At 46.3% G+C, this 21103-nt stretch carries 17 protein-coding genes and 1 riboswitch; of the genes, 12 read left to right on the top strand and 5 right to left on the bottom strand.

Going from position 1 to position 21103, the window contains the following annotated elements; genetic code table 11:
• Positions 1–13: 13 nt before the first annotated feature.
• Entirely contained in the window at positions 14–574 is a 561-nt protein-coding gene (locus MHI14_RS17770) for an NAD(P)H oxidoreductase (protein WP_133384561.1), read from the bottom strand.
• Between the two features lie 177 nt (positions 575–751).
• Between MHI14_RS17770 and MHI14_RS17765 the strand changes: the two genes are divergently transcribed.
• The 4 genes from MHI14_RS17765 (at position 752) to MHI14_RS17750 (ending at position 5968) form a co-directional block, all read left to right on the top strand.
• Positions 752–1141: a winged helix-turn-helix transcriptional regulator gene (locus MHI14_RS17765; protein ID WP_133384562.1), complete on the top strand. Its 390-nt coding sequence runs from the start codon at positions 752–754 to the stop codon at positions 1139–1141.
• A gap of 218 nt (positions 1142–1359) precedes the next feature.
• Positions 1360–3195: an assimilatory sulfite reductase (NADPH) flavoprotein subunit gene (locus MHI14_RS17760; protein WP_341130914.1), complete on the top strand. Its 1836-nt coding sequence runs from the start codon at positions 1360–1362 to the stop codon at positions 3193–3195.
• A gap of 53 nt (positions 3196–3248) precedes the next feature.
• A complete protein-coding gene (gene cysI, locus MHI14_RS17755; protein WP_341130913.1) occupies positions 3249–4970 on the top strand; it encodes an assimilatory sulfite reductase (NADPH) hemoprotein subunit in 1722 nt (573 codons plus the stop codon).
• 278 nt (positions 4971–5248) lie between these two features.
• Entirely contained in the window at positions 5249–5968 is a 720-nt protein-coding gene (locus tag MHI14_RS17750; RefSeq protein WP_249911804.1) for a YebC/PmpR family DNA-binding transcriptional regulator, read from the top strand.
• Between the two features lie 81 nt (positions 5969–6049).
• Here MHI14_RS17750 and MHI14_RS17745 read toward each other — a convergent pair whose 3' ends face one another.
• From MHI14_RS17745 to MHI14_RS17730, 4 genes are all read right to left on the bottom strand, one after another.
• Positions 6050–6556: a DMT family transporter gene (locus MHI14_RS17745; protein ID WP_341130912.1), complete on the bottom strand. Its 507-nt coding sequence runs from the start codon at positions 6554–6556 to the stop codon at positions 6050–6052.
• Positions 6557–6570: 14 nt separating this feature from the next.
• Entirely contained in the window at positions 6571–7269 is a 699-nt protein-coding gene (locus MHI14_RS17740) for a Crp/Fnr family transcriptional regulator (protein ID WP_341130911.1), read from the bottom strand.
• Positions 7270–7304: 35 nt separating this feature from the next.
• A complete protein-coding gene (locus MHI14_RS17735; protein WP_017688761.1) occupies positions 7305–7730 on the bottom strand; it encodes a DMT family transporter in 426 nt (141 codons plus the stop codon).
• 519 nt (positions 7731–8249) lie between these two features.
• Positions 8250–9047 carry a Nif3-like dinuclear metal center hexameric protein gene (locus MHI14_RS17730; RefSeq protein WP_341130910.1) on the bottom strand — a complete coding sequence of 266 codons (798 nt, stop codon included), beginning with the start codon at positions 9045–9047 and terminating at the stop codon, positions 8250–8252.
• Between the two features lie 349 nt (positions 9048–9396).
• On the opposite strand from MHI14_RS17730, the gene MHI14_RS17725 reads away from it, so the two are divergent.
• The 8 genes from MHI14_RS17725 (at position 9397) to MHI14_RS17690 (ending at position 21088) form a co-directional block, all read left to right on the top strand.
• Positions 9397–9993 (top strand): biliverdin-producing heme oxygenase, encoded by a 597-nt coding sequence (locus tag MHI14_RS17725; RefSeq protein WP_133384566.1) that lies wholly within the window; start codon positions 9397–9399, stop codon positions 9991–9993.
• Between the two features lie 124 nt (positions 9994–10117).
• On the top strand, positions 10118–12658 hold the full coding sequence (locus MHI14_RS17720; protein ID WP_341130909.1) for a diguanylate cyclase domain-containing protein: 2541 nt from the start codon (positions 10118–10120) through the stop codon (positions 12656–12658).
• A 210-nt stretch (positions 12659–12868) separates the two neighbouring features.
• Complete coding sequence (locus MHI14_RS17715; RefSeq protein ID WP_249910870.1) at positions 12869–14446, top strand: TerB N-terminal domain-containing protein; 1578 nt, start codon at positions 12869–12871, stop codon at positions 14444–14446.
• Positions 14447–14452: 6 nt separating this feature from the next.
• Entirely contained in the window at positions 14453–15796 is a 1344-nt protein-coding gene (locus MHI14_RS17710) for an ATP-binding protein (protein ID WP_091031127.1), read from the top strand.
• On the top strand, positions 15793–18012 hold the full coding sequence (locus tag MHI14_RS17705; protein ID WP_341130908.1) for a DEAD/DEAH box helicase: 2220 nt from the start codon (positions 15793–15795) through the stop codon (positions 18010–18012). The genes MHI14_RS17710 and MHI14_RS17705 overlap by 4 nt, the downstream gene beginning before the upstream one ends.
• Positions 18013–18159: 147 nt before the next feature.
• A riboswitch (purine riboswitch) is annotated at positions 18160–18270 on the top strand.
• Positions 18271–18377: 107 nt separating this feature from the next.
• Positions 18378–19337, top strand: a complete 960-nt coding sequence (locus MHI14_RS17700) for an EamA family transporter (RefSeq protein ID WP_341130907.1) — start codon at positions 18378–18380, stop codon at positions 19335–19337.
• Between the two features lie 205 nt (positions 19338–19542).
• Positions 19543–19968: a cupredoxin domain-containing protein gene (locus tag MHI14_RS17695; RefSeq protein WP_165980157.1), complete on the top strand. Its 426-nt coding sequence runs from the start codon at positions 19543–19545 to the stop codon at positions 19966–19968.
• Between the two features lie 97 nt (positions 19969–20065).
• Positions 20066–21088, top strand: coding sequence for an SDR family oxidoreductase (locus tag MHI14_RS17690; protein WP_133384569.1), 1023 nt, complete (start codon positions 20066–20068; stop codon positions 21086–21088).
• Positions 21089–21103: the final 15 nt, after the last annotated feature.

Raw genomic sequence — 21103 nt, 5'->3', positions numbered from 1 at the left:
TTTTTGCGAATTGTTAATTGTAATGTTTGCCGATTTGGTATGCTTGCTCCAGCAAGCTTTCGATATGTTCTTTGGATTCTGAAATGGTTTCATAGAGGAATTCAACTCGGGATTCCTGCATTCTTGCATAACCCGCGATCCCGTTATTCAGGTAATTGGAAATCATGTTGTAATAGTCGTATTTATGGAATGAAGCCTCTGTCCCTCCGGCTAGTGCAATCCACAGTGCCTTTTTGGAGTTTGCCTTGTTCAGCAGCCCCATGTTCCATACCTTGTCCAGATAAGCTTTGAGCATGGAGGGAACGTTGTACCACCAGATCGGGAAAACAAATACAATGGCATCAGCCGCAAGCACACGATCCAGCTCTTTGCGAATCACAGGGGAATGCTGTTTATCGGGATTTTGCCAGTCTCGCTCATCTTCTACACGATATAGGGGATCGAATCCGTCATGATATAGATCGAGGATATCGATTTCATGGGAATTCTCCTGCATACCTTCTATAAAACGATTCATCACGGCAAATGTTAGGGAATCCTGTCTTGGGTGAGTAACGACCAGTTTAACTTTCATGTAGGAGTAACCATCCTTTTTTCTTTTTATTTTGGTTAAACATTCTGACCAATGTTATTATAAGTTTCATGACATCTCCTTGAGAAGTACGCACCTGAGAGTGCTGTAGATACTTTGGGGTTCTTCGGTTACTTTTAATAACGGATATACATATATGTGAATTATGGGGGAGTACAAATGGAACAAGAAATGAAAAAATATGAGAGTGGCGTGCAGGCGATGCTGGAACTGGTCGGTGGAAAATGGAGGATTCTTATTCTGCATCAGCTGATATCAGGTAAAAAACGAACAAGTGAACTTCGCAGAGCCATTCCTGGCATTACCCAGAAGGTCCTAACCCAACAGCTGCGTGAACTGGAAAAGAATGAAATCATCCATCGGATCATTCATCCTCAGATTCCGCCCAAGGTAGAGTATGAGCTGACAGAGTACGGCTTGACACTACAGGACATCATTGACCGCATATGTCTGTGGGGAGAAAATCACTTGGACAGAGTATACGGAGATAAAAGCAGAGTCCTAGGAAATGATTTTAGTGACTATATTCCACTTTCAACTTCAACTTGAGCTGGCCGCCAAATTAAAATTAAAACAAAACCGTCCATGATTTGAAAAGGAGGGTTTTTGTTGTTTTTTGTCCTTTATCAGCGAAACTGATAAATGCTATAAAATCATTGAAATTGACCCTCAACACCCGGTGTGTTAGGTTTTAGAGAGAAGAAATTAAATTAATGTGATGATTTTAGTCGGAATTAAAATCGAAGCAATGCGCGAGGTGGCAAACAGTGGAACTTCAAGTGACAAACAGCCCTTTTAATCAAGAACAAGTTGAACTGCTTAATCGTCTTATTCCTACATTGACCGATGGACAACGTACTTGGTTGAGCGGATATATTGCAGCAATTCAGGCAAGCGCGACAATAGCGGCTCCAGCTAACCTGGTACAGGCTGCACCAACTACAGGTATTGCACCTGTCAGTGCTCCGCCAGTATCCCGGGAAGTTACCGTGCTTTTTGGTTCACAAACCGGGAATTCCAGTGGCCTATCGAAAAAGCTGGCCAAGAAACTTGAAGAGCAAGGTCTTCAGGTAACGTTGTCATCGATGGGAGATTTCAAACCGAACGGACTCAAGAAAATTGAAAATCTCCTCATTATCGTCAGTACGCATGGCGAAGGCGAACCACCAGATAATGCGATTCCGCTGCATGAATTCCTGAACAGCAAACGGGCTCCGAAGCTTGAAGGACTTCGTTACTCGGTGTTGGCTCTGGGAGATACCTCCTATGAGTTCTTTTGTCAGACAGGTAAGGACTTCGATAAACGATTGCAGGAGTTGGGTGGTACAGCCCTTGTACCACGCGTGGACTGTGATGTTGATTTTGATGAACCGGCTGCGGAGTGGATGAATGAAGTACTGGCTTCTTTAAGCAGTACTTCTGCTACTGCGAGCACGGTAACCACTGAGGCTGTTACAGCTGCGGTGAGCGGCGGGGAGTCCGAATATGATCGCACGAACCCATTCAAAGCTGAAGTGTTGGAGAATCTCAATCTGAATGGCAGAGGATCGGACCGTGAAACACGCCACATTGAGTTGTCTTTGGAAGGCTCCAGCCTGGATTACGAGCCTGGTGACAGCCTTGGGGTATTCCCTGAGAATCACCCGCGCCTTGTTGATGAATTGATTGCAGCCATGGGATGGAATGCCGATGAGCGCGTGACCGTGAATAAAAACGGGGATCAGGCATCTGTGCATGAAGCGTTGCTGCGTTATTTTGAAATTACAGCTGTGACGAAACCGGTCGTGGAACAACTTGCGAAACTGAATCCTGAGAGTGGCCTGACAACGTTACTCGCAGATGATTCCGAATTCCGCACAGTCATGAATAGCTGTGATCTGCTGGATCTGGTTCAGGATTATAATCTGAAAGGGATTCCTGCTGCAGAATTTGTAGCTGTTCTTCGCAAAATTCCGGCACGTCTGTATTCGATAGCGAGTAGTTCGAAGTCTTTCCCGGATGAAGTTCATCTTACCGTTCGCTCGGTACGTTATGAAGCGCGTGGCAGAGAACGTTATGGTGTATGCTCGGTACATCTGGCTGAACGAATCGAAGCTGGCGACACCTTGCCTGTATATATACAGCATAACCCGAATTTCAAGCTTCCTGAGAACCCGGATACACCGATCATCATGGTTGGCCCAGGTACAGGTGTAGCGCCGTTCAGATCTTTCCTTGGTGAGCGTGAAGAAACAGGAGCAGAGGGCAAGACATGGCTGTTCTACGGAGATCAGCATTTCGCCACTGACTTCTTGTACCAGACGGAGTGGCAACGTTGGCTCAAAGATGGTGTGCTCACGAAGATGGATGTAGCCTTCTCACGTGATACGGAACAGAAAGTGTATGTACAACATCGCATGCTGGAACACAGCAAAGAACTGTACCAGTGGCTTCAGGAAGGTGCAAGCGTATATATCTGTGGTGACGAGAAAAAAATGGCACATGATGTGCATGCTGCGCTCACCACGATTCTTGAACAAGAAGGCGGTTTATCGCCTGAGCAGGCATCGGAATATCTGACACGGTTACAGCAGGAGAAACGTTATCAGCGGGACGTCTATTAATTACCGGCCCAGCCGGATTGCACCATCCCGCAGAGACGAGAGGAGAAAGCAGCATGGTTTATAATAACTTACTTAACCCACAGCGCATGAATAGCGATGTGGAAGATATAAAGATCAAAAGTGATTACTTGCGCGGAAGTCTGACCGAAACGTTGGCTGATCGCATCACGGGTGCAATTCCAGAGGACGACAACCGTCTGATGAAACACCACGGCAGTTATATGCAGGACGATCGCGACCTGCGTAATGAGCGTCACAAATCCAAGCTGGAGCCTGCGTACCAATTCATGTTGCGTGTACGTGCTTCCGGTGGAATTGTAACCCCGGAGCAGTGGTTGATGATGGATAGGGTAGCGCATAAATATGCCAATGAGACGATTCGTCTGACCACACGTCAGTCTTTCCAACTGCATGGCGTACTGAAGTGGGATCTTAAGAACACCATTCGCGAAGTAAACGATTCGTTGTTAAGCACACTGGCTGCATGTGGTGACGTAAACCGTAACGTGATGTGTAACCCGAATCCGAATCAATCCGATGTGCATGCTGAAGTGTACGAGTGGGCATGTCAGGTGAGCAATCATCTGGACCCTCGCACCCGGGCTTATCATGAGCTGTGGCTTGACGGAGAGAAAGTGATTGATTCCCAGGACTCCGACGAAGAAGTTGAACCAATCTATGGCAAAGTGTATTTGCCACGGAAGTTCAAGATCGGTATTGCTGTACCACCATCCAATGATGTGGACGTCTATTCACAAGATCTTGGCTTTATTGCTATTGTGGAGAACGGCAAGCTGCAAGGCTTCAACGTTTCCGTTGGCGGTGGCATGGGGATGTCTCATGGTGACGCCAAAACCTATCCTCAGGTGTCCAAAGTCATTGGTTTCTGTACTCCGGAGCAAATGATTGATGTTGCAGAGAAAACAGTTATGATTCAGCGTGATTATGGAGATCGTGCAGTTCGTAAACATGCTCGTTTCAAATATACGCTGGACGACCGTGGTGTAGAGTGGTTTGTTGGTGAGCTGACCAGTCGTTTGGGATGGAAACTGGATGCGGCACGTCCGTATCATTTTGAGACGAACGGAGATCGATATGGTTGGGTAAAAGGTAATAATGGCAGATGGCATTACACGCTGTTCATTCAGAATGGTCGTGTAAAGGATGTTGATGGATATCCGCTCATGACTGGTTTACGTGAAATTGCCAAAGTGCACACGGGTGATTTCCGTCTGACTGCCAATCAAAATCTGATCATCGGTAATATTAGCAGCCAGAAGAAGAAAAAGATTGAAGCACTCATTCAGCAGTATAACCTGACGGATGGAGCACATTACTCTGCGCTGCGCAGAAGTTCGATGGCTTGTGTTGCGCTTCCAACCTGCGGTCTTGCGATGGCTGAGTCCGAACGTTACTTGCCGTCCCTGATCGACAAACTGGAGCCTGTACTGGACGAAGCGGGGCTGAGAGACGAAGAAATTGTCATTCGGATGACGGGTTGCCCGAATGGATGCGCAAGACCGATGCTGGCTGAGATTTCATTTATCGGTAAAGCACCAGGGAAATACAATATGTATCTTGGTGGCAGCTTCACCGGACATCGTCTGAATAAGCTGTACAAAGAAAACATTGGGGAAGCCGAGATTCTGGACACGTTGACTCCAATGGTGAACCAATATGCCAAAGAGCGCTATGAAGGTGAACATTTCGGAGACTTTGTCATTCGTGCGGGCTATGTTCCTGAAGTGTTGGATGGTCGACAATTCCACGCTTAATTGACCGAGTCAGATGAACGAAGTTAGGACAGATTTAGGGACGGAAGCATTCCTTATGGGGTGCTTCTTGTTTGTTATATATGGAGTGAATAGAGGTAACGTTAGTTGCTGCTGAGAGATTTATAAGAGGATAAACTGAGGCTAATCTTCAAATGGAGATGGATAATCACCGCAGTTACTCCCATTTTTTCGTGGGTATTAACTTGTTGAAGTACGCTCAACAAGATATAATGGCATAGTAGAAAGCAGATTACATGTTGAAAGTGAGCGGAAACGATATGGGTCGTAAGTGGAATAATATCAAGGAAAAGAAAGCTTCAAAAGATGCAAACACGAGCCGGGTCTACGCTAAATTCGGGGTTGAGATCTATGTAGCTGCCAAAAAGGGCGAACCGGACCCGGAAGCGAACCGTGCACTGAAAGTCGTGCTGGAACGTGCCAAAACGTATAATGTACCCAAAGCCATTATTGATCGTGCGATGGAAAAAGCTAAAGGCAGCGGGGATGAGAACTATGAAGAGTTGCGTTATGAAGGCTTCGGACCGAATGGTGCGATGGTCATCGTTGATGCACTCACCAACAATGTAAATCGTACAGCGCCGGAAGTGCGCTCTGCGTTTAACAAAAACGCTGGTAACATGGGTGTCAGCGGTTCTGTTGCTTACATGTTTGATCCAACAGCGGTTATTGGTATAGAAGGCAAAAACTCCGAGGAAGTACTGGAACTTTTGCTTGAAGCAGATGTGGATGTACGTGATATCGTGGACGAAGACGATGCTGTAATTGTATATGCAGAACCGGATCAATTCCACGCTGTACAAGAAGCATTCAAAGCTGCGGGTATTACTGAGTTCACAGTAGCCGAGCTGACGATGCTGGCTCAAAACCATATTGAACTTCCAGAGGATGCACAAGCTCAGTTCGAGAAACTGATCGATGCGCTTGAGGACCTTGAAGATGTTCAACAGGTTTACCATAACGTAGAGTTTGCAGAGTAAGCTGTACGATACGTGGTTTGATTGCAAAAAAGAGTGTCTATCCAATCAGCGGGATTGGGGGACACTCTTTTTTTGGTTATTTTAGGAGTTGGATTGCAGGGAGCCGGGTGACTTGTCAGATGCATCTGCCGGATCTGATTTTTCCGATTTACCCCCACCGAACTTGAATAACACAATTCCGCCTACAATCACAAGTACTCCGAGCAGTTGATTCCACGAAAAAGGAATTTGCTCCAGACCGAGCCATCCCATGGAATCAAATAGGAGTGCAAAACTCAATTGAGATGTTAGCACGATCGAGATGGCATACGTGGGACCAAGTAACTTCATGCCTTGCACGAGACAGAAGACTACACCAACGCCGATGGCTCCACTGAGCCAGTACCAGGGTTGCATATGCTGAAAGCTGAATGTATTCTTGCCCTCCACTAGAAGAGAGATGAGGAACGAAGCGATGAATCCGGTGAAAAGCACCAGCGTTGTTGTGGACCATGAACCGGTGCGTTCATTGACTTTGCTATTAAAAATCGTTTGCAGACTGACAAGTGCACCTGCCAGCAATGCAAGCGAAATTCCTGTAATTAACATGGTTGTTGAACTCCTTATTCATAAATATTGTGACCTGCTATTTCACGTAGACCCGCTCGATCCTTGATCATAATCAATCCTTGATGTCGTTCGATTAATCCGTCTGCACAGAGTTTCTGGATGACCCTGTTCAGGTGTCGGTAACTGGTGCCGATCAGATTCGCGATGTCAGTCAGATTGAATGCGTCCAGCTCTTCGTGAACGATACTGCCGGCTTCCTCTGTTGAGATGGAGAGCAGGTAACTGGCTAGACGAACCTCCACCGGGTACATCAGGTTGAAATTGGAAAAGTTCGAGTCAATGTAGAATTTGTGTGAGATGATTTTGAGCAAAAATTTAAGCAAAGGTGCATAATCGCTGGCAAGCTCAGCGAGCCATTGATAATGAATGCGAAGCATCACCACAGGTGACACTGCCTGAACCGTATTAACAATATCGCTTTCACGGACATACTCTATGTCACCGACAACTTCAAGCGGTGTTTTGAAACAAAGCACCAGCGTTTTGTCCTGAGCGGAGGTGGTGAAAATTTTGATTTTCCCCTCCACCAGTACGTACAAATATTGGGAAGTTTCCCCTTCACGACAGATCAATTTACACTTCTCGAAATGGCATAACGTCATATGTGTACGCAGGGGCTCGTGAAATACAGTTTCGAGTTGATATTGCTTCAGATACTGCATTAATTGTTGCTCGTTATGGATCTCTTGCACGCTGTTATTCACCCCCGACTATATTCTCGAAAAAGCTACAGTTTCATAATGATAACGCCCGTGATCATCAAGGCAATGCCCAGAAATTGAGGCAGTTTCATCTTTTGTTTCACCACGCCGAACCATCCGTTACTATCCACCAGAAAAGTCAGGAACAGCTGAGCAATGAGCAGGGCCGAGATCGTGAATGTAACTCCAATTTGCTGAATTGCCGTTACTTCGCTAAAAATAATGACGGCGCCAAAAGCACCTCCGGCCAGGTACATGGGTTTTACTTGTTTGAGTCCTTGAAGGTTGGTGTCTCTAACAAACATCAGGATCAGCGCAGCTAAGATGAATCCTGTCAGTTGTGTAATCGTAGCGGCCTGCCATGTGCCCATGTCGGTGCTAATCCGAGTATTGGCAACCCCTTGGAGCGTGATACACGCGCCGCCCAGTAATGCAAAAATAATTCCTCTCATATGTACGCTCCTTATTCAATCACTTCGACTTCTATTATTAAATGACAAATTAACTCTGAACGCCAAGGACAAATGTCCTGAGATTTGAAGTCACAGCATTTAGAGTACTATAAAGAACTCGGTAAATCCAGAAGGGGCATGAAGAGATGCGCGGCATATGTGCTCAGTACTCATTTTTTATCATAATCTAACGAACCAGTGACACCTTATTGTACTGATTCGATTGAATTGAGAAATCTAAGGAATCTTAGCAACGTTAAATGGGCTATGTCGGGTAGAAAGTGGCTATAAAACAGGGGGAATGGAGGAATAGGGTGTCTACGATTCGTTATTTTAAATAATCTGCAAATATTTGCTAAATAGAGTGTGTCAGGTTCGTTAGCTATCCAAGAACTGAAACGAGAGTCTGCCGAGCGTACCCCGGAGCATAGAAAGTATCCAAAGCTCCAGGGTAGGACAGGCAATGAGATTAGATGCAATCAGCTAGAAGATCCTCTCCGTACAAATCCAATGATCCTACTAGATCACAGTGTACACAGGCTTCTCGTTTACAAAACGAACAGACAACTCGGGAAAACGTTCTGCCAACCTGTCTGCTAATAGCTTCATTCCCGAAGCCTCGCTCTCTGCATGCCCCATCATGATCAGTGCCTTGGACTTGCCTTGTTGCACAGCATCACGGATATATTCCGGTGTCTCCCATTCGAATCCTTCACCCGCGATGATGAGATCCAATTGCTCATTCTGAATCAAGGGAATCGTCACATGTCCATTACCACGAAAACCTACCAGTACCGCTGCGCGTCTACAGACTATTTCCGCATTGCCTGCTATGCGTACATATTCTATGCCCAGGGAACTTTTCATATGGTGAGCAATAGCTTCAACGGTGCTTCCTTCCGGAAAAGAAAGGATGTCTGCTTCTGGTATTCGTTGCTCCACATAAGAGGACCACTCCAAGGCCTGAATCAGTCCTTCGGTAATGCCATCCGGTTGGAAGCGGTGGATGATATCATGACATCGATAGATGGAAATGCCTGCTTCGTCGATCAACTTTCTTTTGTCCATATAAACCGAATCATTTGCAAGCCAATCGGTATGACTGTGATGGTTATAAAACGGAGATTCATGCGCAATGATTAAGTTAGCACCTTGCTGTATGGCTTGTTCAATCACATATTGTGTGGGCATAAAAGCTATGATAATTCCTGTGACCTTACGATCAAGTGAGCCAGTAATGAGCTGATCCACCGTGTTTTCCGGCAGTGCAATGTTATCTACGAGATGAAGTACAACGTCTTGAACAGTAAGATCCATAGAATGCATTCCTCCAATGACAGGATATAAAAACAGTGTACCATGTTGACATCTGAAATCTACTGTCTTCCAGATTATAGGGGTCATTTTTATGGTTTTCGGTTAATACTAAAACATGCAGATAACAGTTAGGTAAGATAACAACGGAGAAAAGTGTTAACTATGTACAGATGTTGGATTCGTATAGTTTTCTCAAACAAGAATAAGTATACTTACATAGAGTCTTTATTGCATTTAAATGGAGCTGTTTGCAACAAACCGGTTTCTATTTCAAATATATACTGAGATTCGATTGAGGATAAGCACTCATATGCAACAACAGAACAGATTGTGAAAGGGGATAACTACGATGACAGCAACAAATATTATGGAACGTCTGAAGAGCGAGACAGCTCATTACCACAGACAAGTAGAACAGAACCCTTATGCAAAAGCCATTATGAATCAAACTGTGACTATAGAAGAATATAAAACATATTTAGAAAAGTTTTATGGATTCCTCAAACCGCTGGAGGATCAGGCTGTACAGCAGCCTTTCTGGGGAAGTACGGGATTGGATATCGAGATTAGAGGCAAGGCTGGACTACTGGAGAAAGATCTGCGCAATCTTGGTGCAAGTGAAGAAGAAATCAGCCAACTTCCACTTTGCAAAGAACTTCCGGATATTTCGACACCTGCCCGTTTGTTTGGATACCTGTATGTAATTGAGGGGTCCACGAACGGTGGACAGATCATGACCAAACGTTTGTCGCAGTTCCTGTCCATTGAAGCTGATCGTGGATTGGAATATTTCAATGCCTACGGTACAGAGACTAGAACAAGATGGAGCGAGTTTATGGGTTTGTTGCAGCAGTCCATCAGCACTCCAGAAGATCATGACAACATGGTACACAGTGCATCAGAGACATTCCGACTGCTGGATCAGTGGATTAATACGGACAAGTAACATCCCTTTTCATCAACCTGAACGCCTGTAGGGCGGACTTTTTTCATATTTTATATAGGTATCTATATAAGTTGAACTAATCATTCCAACTTATATAACATCATGAGAGGGGATTTTCCTGGCCATGGCCGAACCGAAGTCCAAGAAAGAACAAAATTTGTTGAACCGCACGTTGCTTCATCAGGGAACATACACAAATGATCCGATAGATCTGAATAACTGTGATAAAGAACCAATTCATATCCCCGGCTTTATTCAACCTCATGGTGTTCTTTTGGCCATTAATACCAGTCTTACGCCAACCATTGTTCAGTGTAGCCAAAATACGGAGGACCATCTGGGTATTGCCTATGAGGATGTTCTGGGCATGCCTTTGGAAAATCTGATTGGTAAGGAAGAAGTAAGCAAACTGTTGGGTAGCAGCTTCAATGCGGATGTAACCTCTGATTTGCATTACATGGATCTGACCATTAAGGTATCCGGTGAGAACCGGGTCTTCTCCTCTGTTCTTCATGAAAGTGAAGGGCTGCTCATTCTGGAGATTGAGCCTTTTTATGAAAAAGAGGGCGTGGAGACTACCGACTTTGAGTGGATATCCCGATTCTTCGGTCGGATCAAAAGTACAGATAGTCGCGTGGAAGCAAGTCAGATTGCGGCTGAACATGTGAAGGAAATGCTCGGTTATGACCGAGTGATGATCTATGAGTTTGACGAGCAATGGAATGGTAAAGTAATTGCTGAAGCGCGTGAACAAGAACTCGAACCATTCCTTGGCCATCACTATCCGGCTTCGGATATTCCCAAGCAGGCTCGGGAATTGTATCTTCGCAATTGGTTGCGAACCATTGTGAATGTCAATTATAAACCCGTGGAGATTGTGCCTACGCTTCAACCGCTTACTGGCAAACCGCTGAATTTGAGTCTTTCGGTTCTGCGCAGTGTATCTCCGCTTCATATCGAATATTTGCATAATATGGGTGTAGGTGCGACTGTAACGATCTCTCTCATTCATAACAATCAGCTGTGGGGACTCATTACATGCCATCATTATTCGGCTAGATATGTGCCCCATCGCGTACGGAATCTGTGCAATTTCCTAGGCGCGTTCTTCTCGAATGAATTGTTTCAGCGTCAGCAACTCGATGATTATCAATCGGAGATTCAATCACGTGAAGCCGCTTCACGAATTGCCAACATTTTTATCGGTAACACAAGTCCTGCCCGAGTACTTGAGGAATTACAGGGAGAAGAAGAGACGGTGCTGAATCTGATGGGTGCTGCCGGAGCAGCAATCTGTTACCAGGACAAGTTGTTGTTGTATGGTGAAACGCCAAACAGTGGACAGATTCGTGAACTGGCAGGTTGGCTTGCAGGAAAGTCCGAGGATTATAGTTATCATACGTCGAAACTGAGTGCAGAGTATGAAACATCCAAAGCTTATCAGGATAAGGCTTCCGGGGTTATTTATGTTGCCATTTCGCCTGGACAGCATAACTACATGCTCTGGTTCCGACCTGAGGTCGTACAGGTTGTCGATTGGGCGGGTGACCCCGCGAAGGCAGTGTTAAAGACAGATGATGGCATGCGGTTATCTCCGCGTAAATCATTCGAGAAATGGCGTGAGGTTGTGAAATCAACTTCGTATCCTTGGACATCCAAAGAGCTTAGCGTGTTACCTTTACTCAAAACCATTGTACGTCGGCAGACAGAGAACCAGTTGGTTCAGGCCGAAGAACAGGCGCTGCAGAATGCTCGTATTTTGCGACAAAATGAACAGCGTTATTTGCAGTTAATGGATTACTCGCCCGTGGCATTTTTTACTTTGACTGACGGTCAGATTATCTACTGTAATACGAAGGCTGCCGAGCTGCTCGGGTTCGAGAGTTCCAAAGACCTGATGGGCAAGGATTTCAGGGCGTTTGTACCTGAGCAAACGAGAGTGACGTTACAACAGAATTTTGAGGAATTAAAGCACAATAACACAAGTTTGATTACCAGCCAGTCCTATTTCACCACAGCGGCAGGTACCTCATTGTTGCTTGAAATTACACTTGCTTCTGTTACGCACGCGGGTAAACCTTCTGTGATGGTCCTATTGCACAGCGGCGCGTCCCACCATGAACAGGACAATTACACTGAAACAACGAGCCAGCTTCAGAACTATCTGACGACAGATCCGTTAACGGATATGCCGATTCAGACGGTGTTCAAGTCACAGCTTCAAGCTGACTGGGATGACTGTTTACAGGAAAAGTGCAGTCTGGGACTGCTCATTATAGATATTGATGATTTCCGTTCGTATAATGCAGCATACGGCCTTCAAGGAGGCGACCTGTGTCTGCAATGGATCGGTGAGGTGCTTACGGTGGTTAGCGAACAGCATCATGCCTTGATCTCTCGTCTTCGTGGAGGCACATTCATGTTAAAATTGAAGAGCACAACGTCTGATTATGCAGGAGAACTTGCTGAAGAGATTAGACAGCACGTGCTGGCTCTCCAGATTCAAAGGGAATCATCCGGTCCGAGTGGAATCGTCACAGTTAGTGTCGGTGGTGCAGTAATGGTGCCAGATGAGCATTCCAATGCATCCGATCTGATCGAAAAAGCCAGTCGGGCGTTGGTACAAGCCAAAAGTGAAGGGAAAAATCGGGCAATTGTCGTGTAATTACGCCTGTGCAACGTTCGATTTGAAACGATACTTTCATTATTTGTGAAAAAGTTAAAAATACATGATGAAAAGAGGGCAGAAATGCCTTCTTTTTTGTGTCCAAGAATGTCTAAATTTCGTCACCGCAGACACAGGACAAATGATATAATGATCCCTATGGATACACTTGTTCGTATTCTGTCTTGGAGGAGGGTGAGATAACGTTCTATGAAAGACAACTCAAGACAATTGGAATTTATGGAGATAGATCTGAGTGAAGAACCTGAAACAGCAGCAGTTCCGGTTCCTGATCGTTCAACCATTGTGCAGTCTGCACATGATACGATGCAGCATCGTGGAGGCATATTATCCTCAGAGAAACGTTTTGTGGAGGAAGCAAAGCAGTGGGCAGAGATGGAGGGTGATGTATCCCCGTGGGTTCCCTTTATGAGTTACTGGCCAACGTATGGCGTGATGAATGAAGCCCAGCGCAAGTGGTATATGTTTTGGAGGAAGGAAGTACGTCAGGGGAGATACCCGGATACCGATCTGTCCTATCTATTTGTTCATATCTACGAGTTAATTAACGGCATTGGCTGGCAGAATCCTCAGGATGGTTATGATCAATTGAAGCAGCTATGGGTGAACTACCGTGAACGGTTGCCCCAATTAAATATATATATGCAAGAGTGGATGGTCGATTATGTGCTGGTCCATCAGATGGAGATGTTCTTATCCGAGGTCATGGGCCTTTCGGGCGGATACCTGCCAGCAGAGATGCTGGATAGGGAGCTGCAACGTATTTTACAGGATAAGGTATCGGATATCTCGCTGAATATGCTGCAAAGATACTATGATTACGATATTACACTCAGTAAATTTTATAGAGATGGCGGCAAAGAAGTGATGGAGCAGTACATCCCGCGCGTCATGGCCTTGGTTGATTCGTACCTGGAACGTACGCGACAAGTTGGACTGTTGCCTGAGTGTGAACCTAACGATGAACGCACCATGGAGCGCATTCTGTTTCGCAAAGCAGTCTATGATGATTCGATCTATGGAAGATCGGTATCTTTCAGATATATACCCATAGGTGAACAGGCTGAATTTGTGCAGATGGTTACGCGGATCTATCGATGTACTGAAAATAAACTTCGTGAACTGCTCGGATTCAGAGGTCGATTGCGAGGACAGACTCTTGAACCCGAACTTGCGAATCTGATTGAGCGTTACCTGGACAGAGCATATGCGATCGAGCAGGCGGAGTCTGTGGAACAACCGATGATTCGGATTGATACAGAGAAATTGGCATCGTTACAGCAGGAAAGTGAGTATGTGCGATTGGCACTTACAATTGAGGATGATCACCCTTCTGAAGTGAAGGATGAAGAGGTTAACAACGCAAATGTTACAAGTAATCCATTCGATGCACTGGAAGCAAGGGATGATATCGCTCCAACTGAAGATTCGATGGAGCCAGATCCATCTGCAGTAGAGATTGCAACAAGAGTGTCAGCAGAATCGATTGAGTTGCAGTGGGACGAGTCTGCTGAGGCTGATCTGGATGAAGAATGGCTGCTTTTTGCCAAGGAACTATCCCCTCAGCAGGTACAAACGATTCATGTTCTACTTGGTGCAAGTCCAGATACGGAGCTGATGCGTCTGGCTGAGCAATATGGAACGATGCCTACGCTTCTGCTGGATGAAATTAATGATGTGGCTATGGAAACGATCGGTGATCTTCTGATTGATGCTGATCGGATTGCTCCTGATTATATAGATGTGTTCGAACATGTGAAGAGGTGATATTCAGTGACAGAACTTAAAATACCAAAGCGGCTGACCACTGCACTTGTAAATTCATTGACAGCTGGTGTTGTCCCGAGAATTGGACTGGAGCAGATTGCCGTTGGCCGGAAACCGGAAGTGGAAGCCATTTTGCGGGATATGGACAATATTGCGGAGGGTGGAGCAGCGTTTAAACTCATTACGGGTCGTTACGGCAGCGGTAAAAGCTTTCTTTTGCAGATGATTCGTAATTATGCGATGGATCGCGAATTTGTTGTGGCAGATGCCGATCTGTCACCAGAGCGACGATTGGTGGGTACCAAAGGTCAGGGACTTGCCACATACCGCGAACTGATGACTCGTCTGTCTACACGCACACGCCCGGATGGGGGAGCATTGGAGCCGATTTTGCAAAAATGGATCGCCGGGTTGCAACAATCCACGATGCAAAGTCAGAACCTGCGCCCGGATGATCCGGCTCTGCCGCTGGAAGTAGAGAAGCAGATCTATGCGGTGACGGGAGAGATGCAGAATCTGGTTCACGGCTTTGATTTTGCCAAGGTACTGGCTTCCTATTGGAATGGGTACAAGCTCGCTGATGATGATCGCAAACAGGCGGCACTTCGCTGGCTTCGAGGAGAATTTGCAACCAAAACGGAAGCAAAAAAAGAACTGGCTGTTGGTGTAATCATTGACGATGACAACTGGTATGACTACTTCAAATTATGGTCTGAATTCACAGCGCGCATTGGTTACAAAGGATTACTGTTGTTCATTGATGAAGCGGTGAATCTGTACAAAATTACAAACAGCGTCTCACGTCAAAGCAACTATGAGAAATTGCTGACGATGTTTAATGATACGATGCAGGGCAAGGCAGAGCACCTGGGCATATTTGTGGGCGGTACGCCGCAATTTGTGGAGGATGAACGGCGTGGACTATACAGCTATGAAGCGCTTCGCTCCAGGCTTATTGATGGTCGTTATGCAGCCAAAGCGTATGCAAATTATACGGGCCCGATCCTGAAGCTGGCGATGTTATCGCATGAAGAGATTCTAATTCTGCTCCAGAAGCTGCGGCAGATTCATGCCCTGCATTTTGGATACAGTGCAAGTCTGACGGATGAACAATTGGTTGATTTTATGCAAACGGCGGTGAATCGACTGGGGGCGGATGAATTGCTGACCACGCGTGAAGTGGTACGGGACTTTATGGATGTACTGCATACGCTCCACCAGAATCCCGAAGTGACATATACTCAATTACTTGGCGAGCGGGCTGTCAAACCTCAGGAAACGGATAAAGGGCCAGATGCTTCCGCAAATACGGATGATCTGGACGATTTCCTGGCGGAGTTTGAATTATGAGTGAGAATCCGTTCTATCGATTGGCACCATTCGTTCAGGAATTTATATATAAAAAAAGATGGGAATCGCTTCGGCCTGCTCAGATTGAGGCCTGCAATATCTGTTTTCATACTCCGCATCATATGCTGATTGCGGCAGGCACAGCCTCCGGCAAAACGGAGGCGGCTTTTTTTCCTGCATTGACCGAGCTGTATGAACGGCCTTCAAAATCGGTTGGCATTTTGTACATTGGACCGCTGAAAGCCCTGATTAACGACCAATTCGAACGTCTTAAGGATCTGTTATCCGAAGGAAATATTCCGGTTTGGCATTGGCACGGGGATGTGCCTCAGGCGGAGAAAACAAAACTGATGAAAAATCCGTCCGGTGTGCTCCAGATAACGCCAGAATCGCTGGAAGGTCTGCTCATGAATCGACCGAATGCAATCCCGGCGCTGTTTCATGACTTGCGATATGTCATCATCGATGAGGTGCATGCTTTCATGGGAGCGGATCGGGGCATTCAAGTACTCAGCGAACTTGCCAGAATCGAGCGTATGGCTGGCAGTGCACCGCGAAGAGTGGGCTTGTCCGCTACACTTAGTGACTATGATGCGGCTACATCTTGGCTTGCTGCCGGAACGCAGCAGGGGGTGGATGTAGTCTCTTCCCCGGGCGGTCGCAAGCTGCGACTGCGGGTGGAACATTTCTCTTTTCCAGATGCGCAGGACGAGGAGCAGGCGGAGCAGCTTCATAACGCACGCAAAGCCTACTACGACTTCATTTATGAGAGCACACATCGTAAAAAAGCGTTGATCTTCACCAACAGCCGTACCGATGCAGAAGTCACCATTCTTGAGATGCGGCGGGTCGCGGCTCGCAGGGAGGAACGTGATGTGTTCCATGTTCATCATGGAAGTATCTCCGCCATGCTGAGGGAAGAGACGGAAGCTGCCCTACGCACTGGATCAGGGCCCGCGGTTGCTGCGGCAACGGTCACGCTTGAACTGGGCATCGATCTGGGCGAACTGGAACGTGTGGTTCAGCTTGGTGCACCGTATAGTGCGTCCAGCTTTGTACAGCGTCTGGGACGTTCAGGAAGACGAGAGGACATGGCATCAGAGATGCTTTTTGTATGTCCGGAGGAAGAGGATGAGGAAGCGCAATTGCCAGCACGTATGCCGTGGACGTTGATGCGTGCGATTGCTGTTATCGAACTATATGTAAAAACCAAGTGGGTCGAGCCGCTTGAAGCCCGCAAAATGCCCATAGGTGTACTTTATCATCAGACGATGAGCATGTTGAAAAGTATGGGGGAGGCGGAGCCGAGAGATCTTGCAGAAGCCATCCTTTCGCTGGCTCCCTTTGCGTTGATAAGACCTGATCAATATCAGGTTTTCCTGAATTACCTCATTGAGACGGATCACCTGCAATGGACAGAAGATCGAACATTGATTATCGGTCTGACAGGTGAAAAAATCGTGAATAATTATCGCTTCTACGCGGTGTTTAAGGACGATGAGGAACATAAAGTGCTGAACGGCTCGGAAGAGATTGGTTCGATTACAACCGTACCCCCACCTGGCTATTGCTTCTCGCTCGCAGGTAAACTGTGGAAAGTGGAAGAGGTCGATCATAAGCACAAGGCTGTGTATGTGAAGTCTGCAAAAGGTAAAGTAGATACGCTATGGCTTGGAGCGGGAGGAGATATTCATACGTCGGTGGTACAGAAAATGCGTGAAGTGTTGTCCGACTCAGTGATCTATCCCTACCTGTCACCACAAGCCGTCAATCGACTTGAACGGGCACGCCGCTTAGCTCGTGAAAGTGGACTGTTGAAGCAGGTTGTCATTCCGGCAGGGGGAGATTCGATGTACGTTCTTCCTTGGGTGGGAAGTAAATCATTCCGTACACTGGAGCGCCTGATGAAGCATAATCTGTCCAAGAAACTTGCCTTGCGTTCGGTTGTGCCCATGGAGCCCTATTATTTTGTGGTGTCCGGCAAGATCGATGAACGAACATTGTTAGCCGAGATTATGAGTGAGTGTCGGACGGCCGAAGACGCATCTGCGTTACTGGCTGAAGATGAAGCGCCTTATCTGGGCAAGTATGATGAATTCGTCGCGCCGCCTTTGATCCGTGAGGCTTTTGCCGTGGATGGGCTGGATCTGGATGGATTGAAGGAAGGTTTACAGCAAACATTGGAGTGGGACTTCTCAAGCTCCAATCGGACATGACGTTTTTACGTAATCAGTGTGTGTGAAGAATGGTACAGCAATCGAAGCGACTCGGTGTAATAATGTAGTTTAACTTTTTATGCGGAATAGGGTTGACACCATCTCACCTCCCATGTAATATATGAAAAGTCGTCACACACGAATTACATCAAATTGCATATATCATTTCGTATAACCTCGCAGGCCGAAAGTGTACACAGGGCGAGGGTCTCTACGGGAAGCCTATACTTCCTAACTACGATGCCAAGGAATCAATGTATTCCTTGCTCGTAGTTAGGATTTTTTGCATTTAGATGGTGTCTGTGACCTTGGCATGAACCAACATGCGGGCGTATTTTTCTTATCATCAGGAGGTTTATTCACAAATGAAATATTATCTGTCCGTTCTCGCGGGAGCGATGAGTTATGGCATATTATCCACGATTGTGGTTCTGGCGTATGGCGAAGGATATAAACTTGGAGAGGTTGTCGGAACACAGCTGATAACGGGTTTTCTTCTTTCCTGGATGCTGGCGCTATACACAAGATTTAGAACCAAACGCAAGTCACAGGCAAATGGCAAAACATCAGGAGCCGTGGCACAGGTATTCAAACGGTTGACGTGGAAACAACGTCTGTTATTGATGGCTGCCGGAACACCAACGGTAATTACAGGTCTCGTGTATTATCAGTCTTTGCGTTATATCCCTGCTTCACTTGCTATTATCCTGTTGTTCCAGTTCACATGGATTAGCGTATTGATTCAGGCGATTAGCAAACGTCAACGTCCAGACAAAGTCACGTTCCTGACGTTGATCATTCTGTTTGGTGGAACCTTACTGGCAGCGGGTTTCCTGGAACAAGGATTGGGTGAGTTCAACGGTCTGGGTATTGCTCTTGGACTAATGGCAGCCGTAAGTTATTCCCTGTTTGTCTTGTTCAGCGGTAAAGCGGTTCCTTCAGCGCATCCAGCCTTCCGCAGTGCGTGGATGGTTACAGGCGGTTTGATCCTCCTGTGCATTTTGTTCCCGCCGACATTCCTCTTTAACGGATTGATCTGGAGCCAGTTGCTTGTATTTGGATTGCTGCTTGGATTCTTCGGGGCCTTCATTCCACCAGTATTGTTCGCTATCGGCGTTCCGCATATTGGTGGTGACATGGCCGGAATTCTGGGTGCAGTGGAGCTTCCAATTGCAGTATTGTTATCCTCAATCGTGCTCCATGAGCATGTCAGCGGATTGCAATGGTTCGGAGTTATTATTGTGCTCATTGGTGTAGCCCTGCCAGAGTTGTATAAATTACGTATGAGACGAAGTCGCAGTCGCAGTAAACCGATCTATTCCTGAGTTATACGAAAAGGGATATTGGGAAGCCTTAACGGGAATAACCGTAGTAAAGCCTGAGAAATCAGGCTTTTTTTATTGAAGGAATACGGCTCAACCACAATAGCCCAGAGGGGTCATTTTCATTGTCATGCGAATCAGGTATGCTTAAAGAATACATCCGTCTGTTGATTGAATATTGATGGGACATCGAATGAGGAGTGTTTATATGAAAAGCTGGTTTGGAAAAACATGGCCTTGGTTAACACTGGGTCTGACCGTTGTTGTACTGCTTGGATCATTTTTGGTTTATTTTATGGGCAAAGACTTATCCCCGGGATCTGGAAGTGCTGTAACTGCACAAGCCGAGACAGCGGAGGATTTGAAGGGATATGAAGTCATTGATGTGGACGTAAGTAACGATGGTTTTGGACCAGACGTTATCGAGGTGAAAGCTGGCGTACCAACCAAAATCAACTTTATTCTGACCCGGTCGGTGACACATGTCAAATCAGTCGGATCACAAAAGCTTGGCATGGATCTATACATGCAAAAGGGACCTAATTATTATACCGTCGATAAAGATCTGCCAAAGGGAGAATATGAGATTCACTGCGGTATGTATATGATATACGCAACGATTAAGGTCGTATAAGCAGAAGGAGCAAGGTTTCGGGTCACCGAGCTTTGCTCCTTTTTTTGGTGCGTGATATCATGAGAAAGTGGGTGAAATCGATCAGGAGGTGGCGAAAATGAAAGCGCTATTTATTGGAGGGACAGGCACCATCAGTACGGCCATTACGGAGATGCTTGCACGGCAAGGCTGTGAACTGTATCTGATTAATCGAGGCAATCATAACCATGACTTACCTAAGGAAGTCAACGTACTTCAAGCGGATATTAATGACGAGCCACGTGTAGCGGAACTGATAGCTGATCTGGAATTTGATGTTGTGGCAGACTTTATCGCTTTTGTACCGTCTCAATTGGAGAGAGATTACCGTTTGTTCAAGGATAAAACAAAGCAGTTTATTTTTATAAGTTCAGCATCAGCGTATCAGACTCCTCTGGCTGATTACCGGATCACGGAAGGTACGCCCTTATCGAATCCATACTGGGAGTATTCTCGCAACAAGATTGCCTGTGAAGACTATCTGATGAAACAATACCGCGAGCACGGATTCCCTGTGACCATCGTGCGTCCGAGCCATACGTATGGTGACAAATCGGTACCTCTCGGTGTTCATGGTGCTCAAGGCAGCTGGCAGGTTATCAAGCGTATACGTGAAGGCAAACCCGTTATCATCCATGGAGATGGCACCTCACTGTGGACCATTACGCACAATACTGATTTTGCCAAAGGGTTTATCGGGCTTATGGGAAATATCCATGCCATTGGTGAATCGGTACATATCACCTCGGACGAATCCGTCACCTGGAATCAGATTCATGAGATTATCGCCGGTGTGTTGGGAGTTAAGCTTCATGCGGTACATGTACCCTCCGAGTTCTTGGCAGCATGCAGTGACCAGGATCTTCGCGGCGGTTTGCTGGGGGACAAAGCCAATACCGTTGTGTTTGACAACAGTAAGCTGAAGCGGCTTGTTCCGGAATTTGTAGCAACGACAAGAGCCGATCAGGGTATTCGAAGTACGATTGAGCACATACTGGCCCATCCTGAATTACAGACCGAAGATCCGGAATTTGATGTATGGTGTGACAAGGTCGTTGGCGCACTGGACGAAGCGTTATTAAAGATCAGAGATGAGAAATGAGAAGTAAGGCGTTCA

Source organism: Paenibacillus sp. FSL K6-2393, assembly GCF_038002545.1.
GTDB lineage: Bacteria > Bacillota > Bacilli > Paenibacillales > Paenibacillaceae > Paenibacillus.
The sequence above is the reverse complement of the archived record's forward strand: the minus strand, read 5'-3'. Positions and strand labels throughout refer to the sequence as shown.

What these genes read in the sequence shown, in the direction of transcription:
- MHI14_RS17750 (WP_249911804.1), top strand. Translation starts at nt 5,249, where the DNA reads ATGGGTCGTAAGTGGAATAATATCAAGGAAAAGAAAGCTTCAAAAGAT.
- MHI14_RS17735 (WP_017688761.1), bottom strand. Translation starts at nt 7,730, where the DNA reads ATGAGAGGAATTATTTTTGCATTACTGGGCGGCGCGTGTATCACGCTC.
- MHI14_RS17765 (WP_133384562.1), top strand. Translation starts at nt 752, where the DNA reads ATGGAACAAGAAATGAAAAAATATGAGAGTGGCGTGCAGGCGATGCTG.
- MHI14_RS17690 (WP_133384569.1), top strand. Translation starts at nt 20,066, where the DNA reads ATGAAAGCGCTATTTATTGGAGGGACAGGCACCATCAGTACGGCCATT.
- MHI14_RS17695 (WP_165980157.1), top strand. Translation starts at nt 19,543, where the DNA reads ATGAAAAGCTGGTTTGGAAAAACATGGCCTTGGTTAACACTGGGTCTG.
- MHI14_RS17720 (WP_341130909.1), top strand. Translation starts at nt 10,118, where the DNA reads ATGGCCGAACCGAAGTCCAAGAAAGAACAAAATTTGTTGAACCGCACG.
- MHI14_RS17725 (WP_133384566.1), top strand. Translation starts at nt 9,397, where the DNA reads ATGACAGCAACAAATATTATGGAACGTCTGAAGAGCGAGACAGCTCAT.
- MHI14_RS17770 (WP_133384561.1), bottom strand. Translation starts at nt 574, where the DNA reads ATGAAAGTTAAACTGGTCGTTACTCACCCAAGACAGGATTCCCTAACA.
- MHI14_RS17700 (WP_341130907.1), top strand. Translation starts at nt 18,378, where the DNA reads ATGAAATATTATCTGTCCGTTCTCGCGGGAGCGATGAGTTATGGCATA.
- MHI14_RS17745 (WP_341130912.1), bottom strand. Translation starts at nt 6,556, where the DNA reads ATGTTAATTACAGGAATTTCGCTTGCATTGCTGGCAGGTGCACTTGTC.
- MHI14_RS17705 (WP_341130908.1), top strand. Translation starts at nt 15,793, where the DNA reads ATGAGTGAGAATCCGTTCTATCGATTGGCACCATTCGTTCAGGAATTT.
- MHI14_RS17715 (WP_249910870.1), top strand. Translation starts at nt 12,869, where the DNA reads ATGAAAGACAACTCAAGACAATTGGAATTTATGGAGATAGATCTGAGT.
- cysI (WP_341130913.1), top strand. Translation starts at nt 3,249, where the DNA reads ATGGTTTATAATAACTTACTTAACCCACAGCGCATGAATAGCGATGTG.
- MHI14_RS17730 (WP_341130910.1), bottom strand. Translation starts at nt 9,047, where the DNA reads ATGGATCTTACTGTTCAAGACGTTGTACTTCATCTCGTAGATAACATT.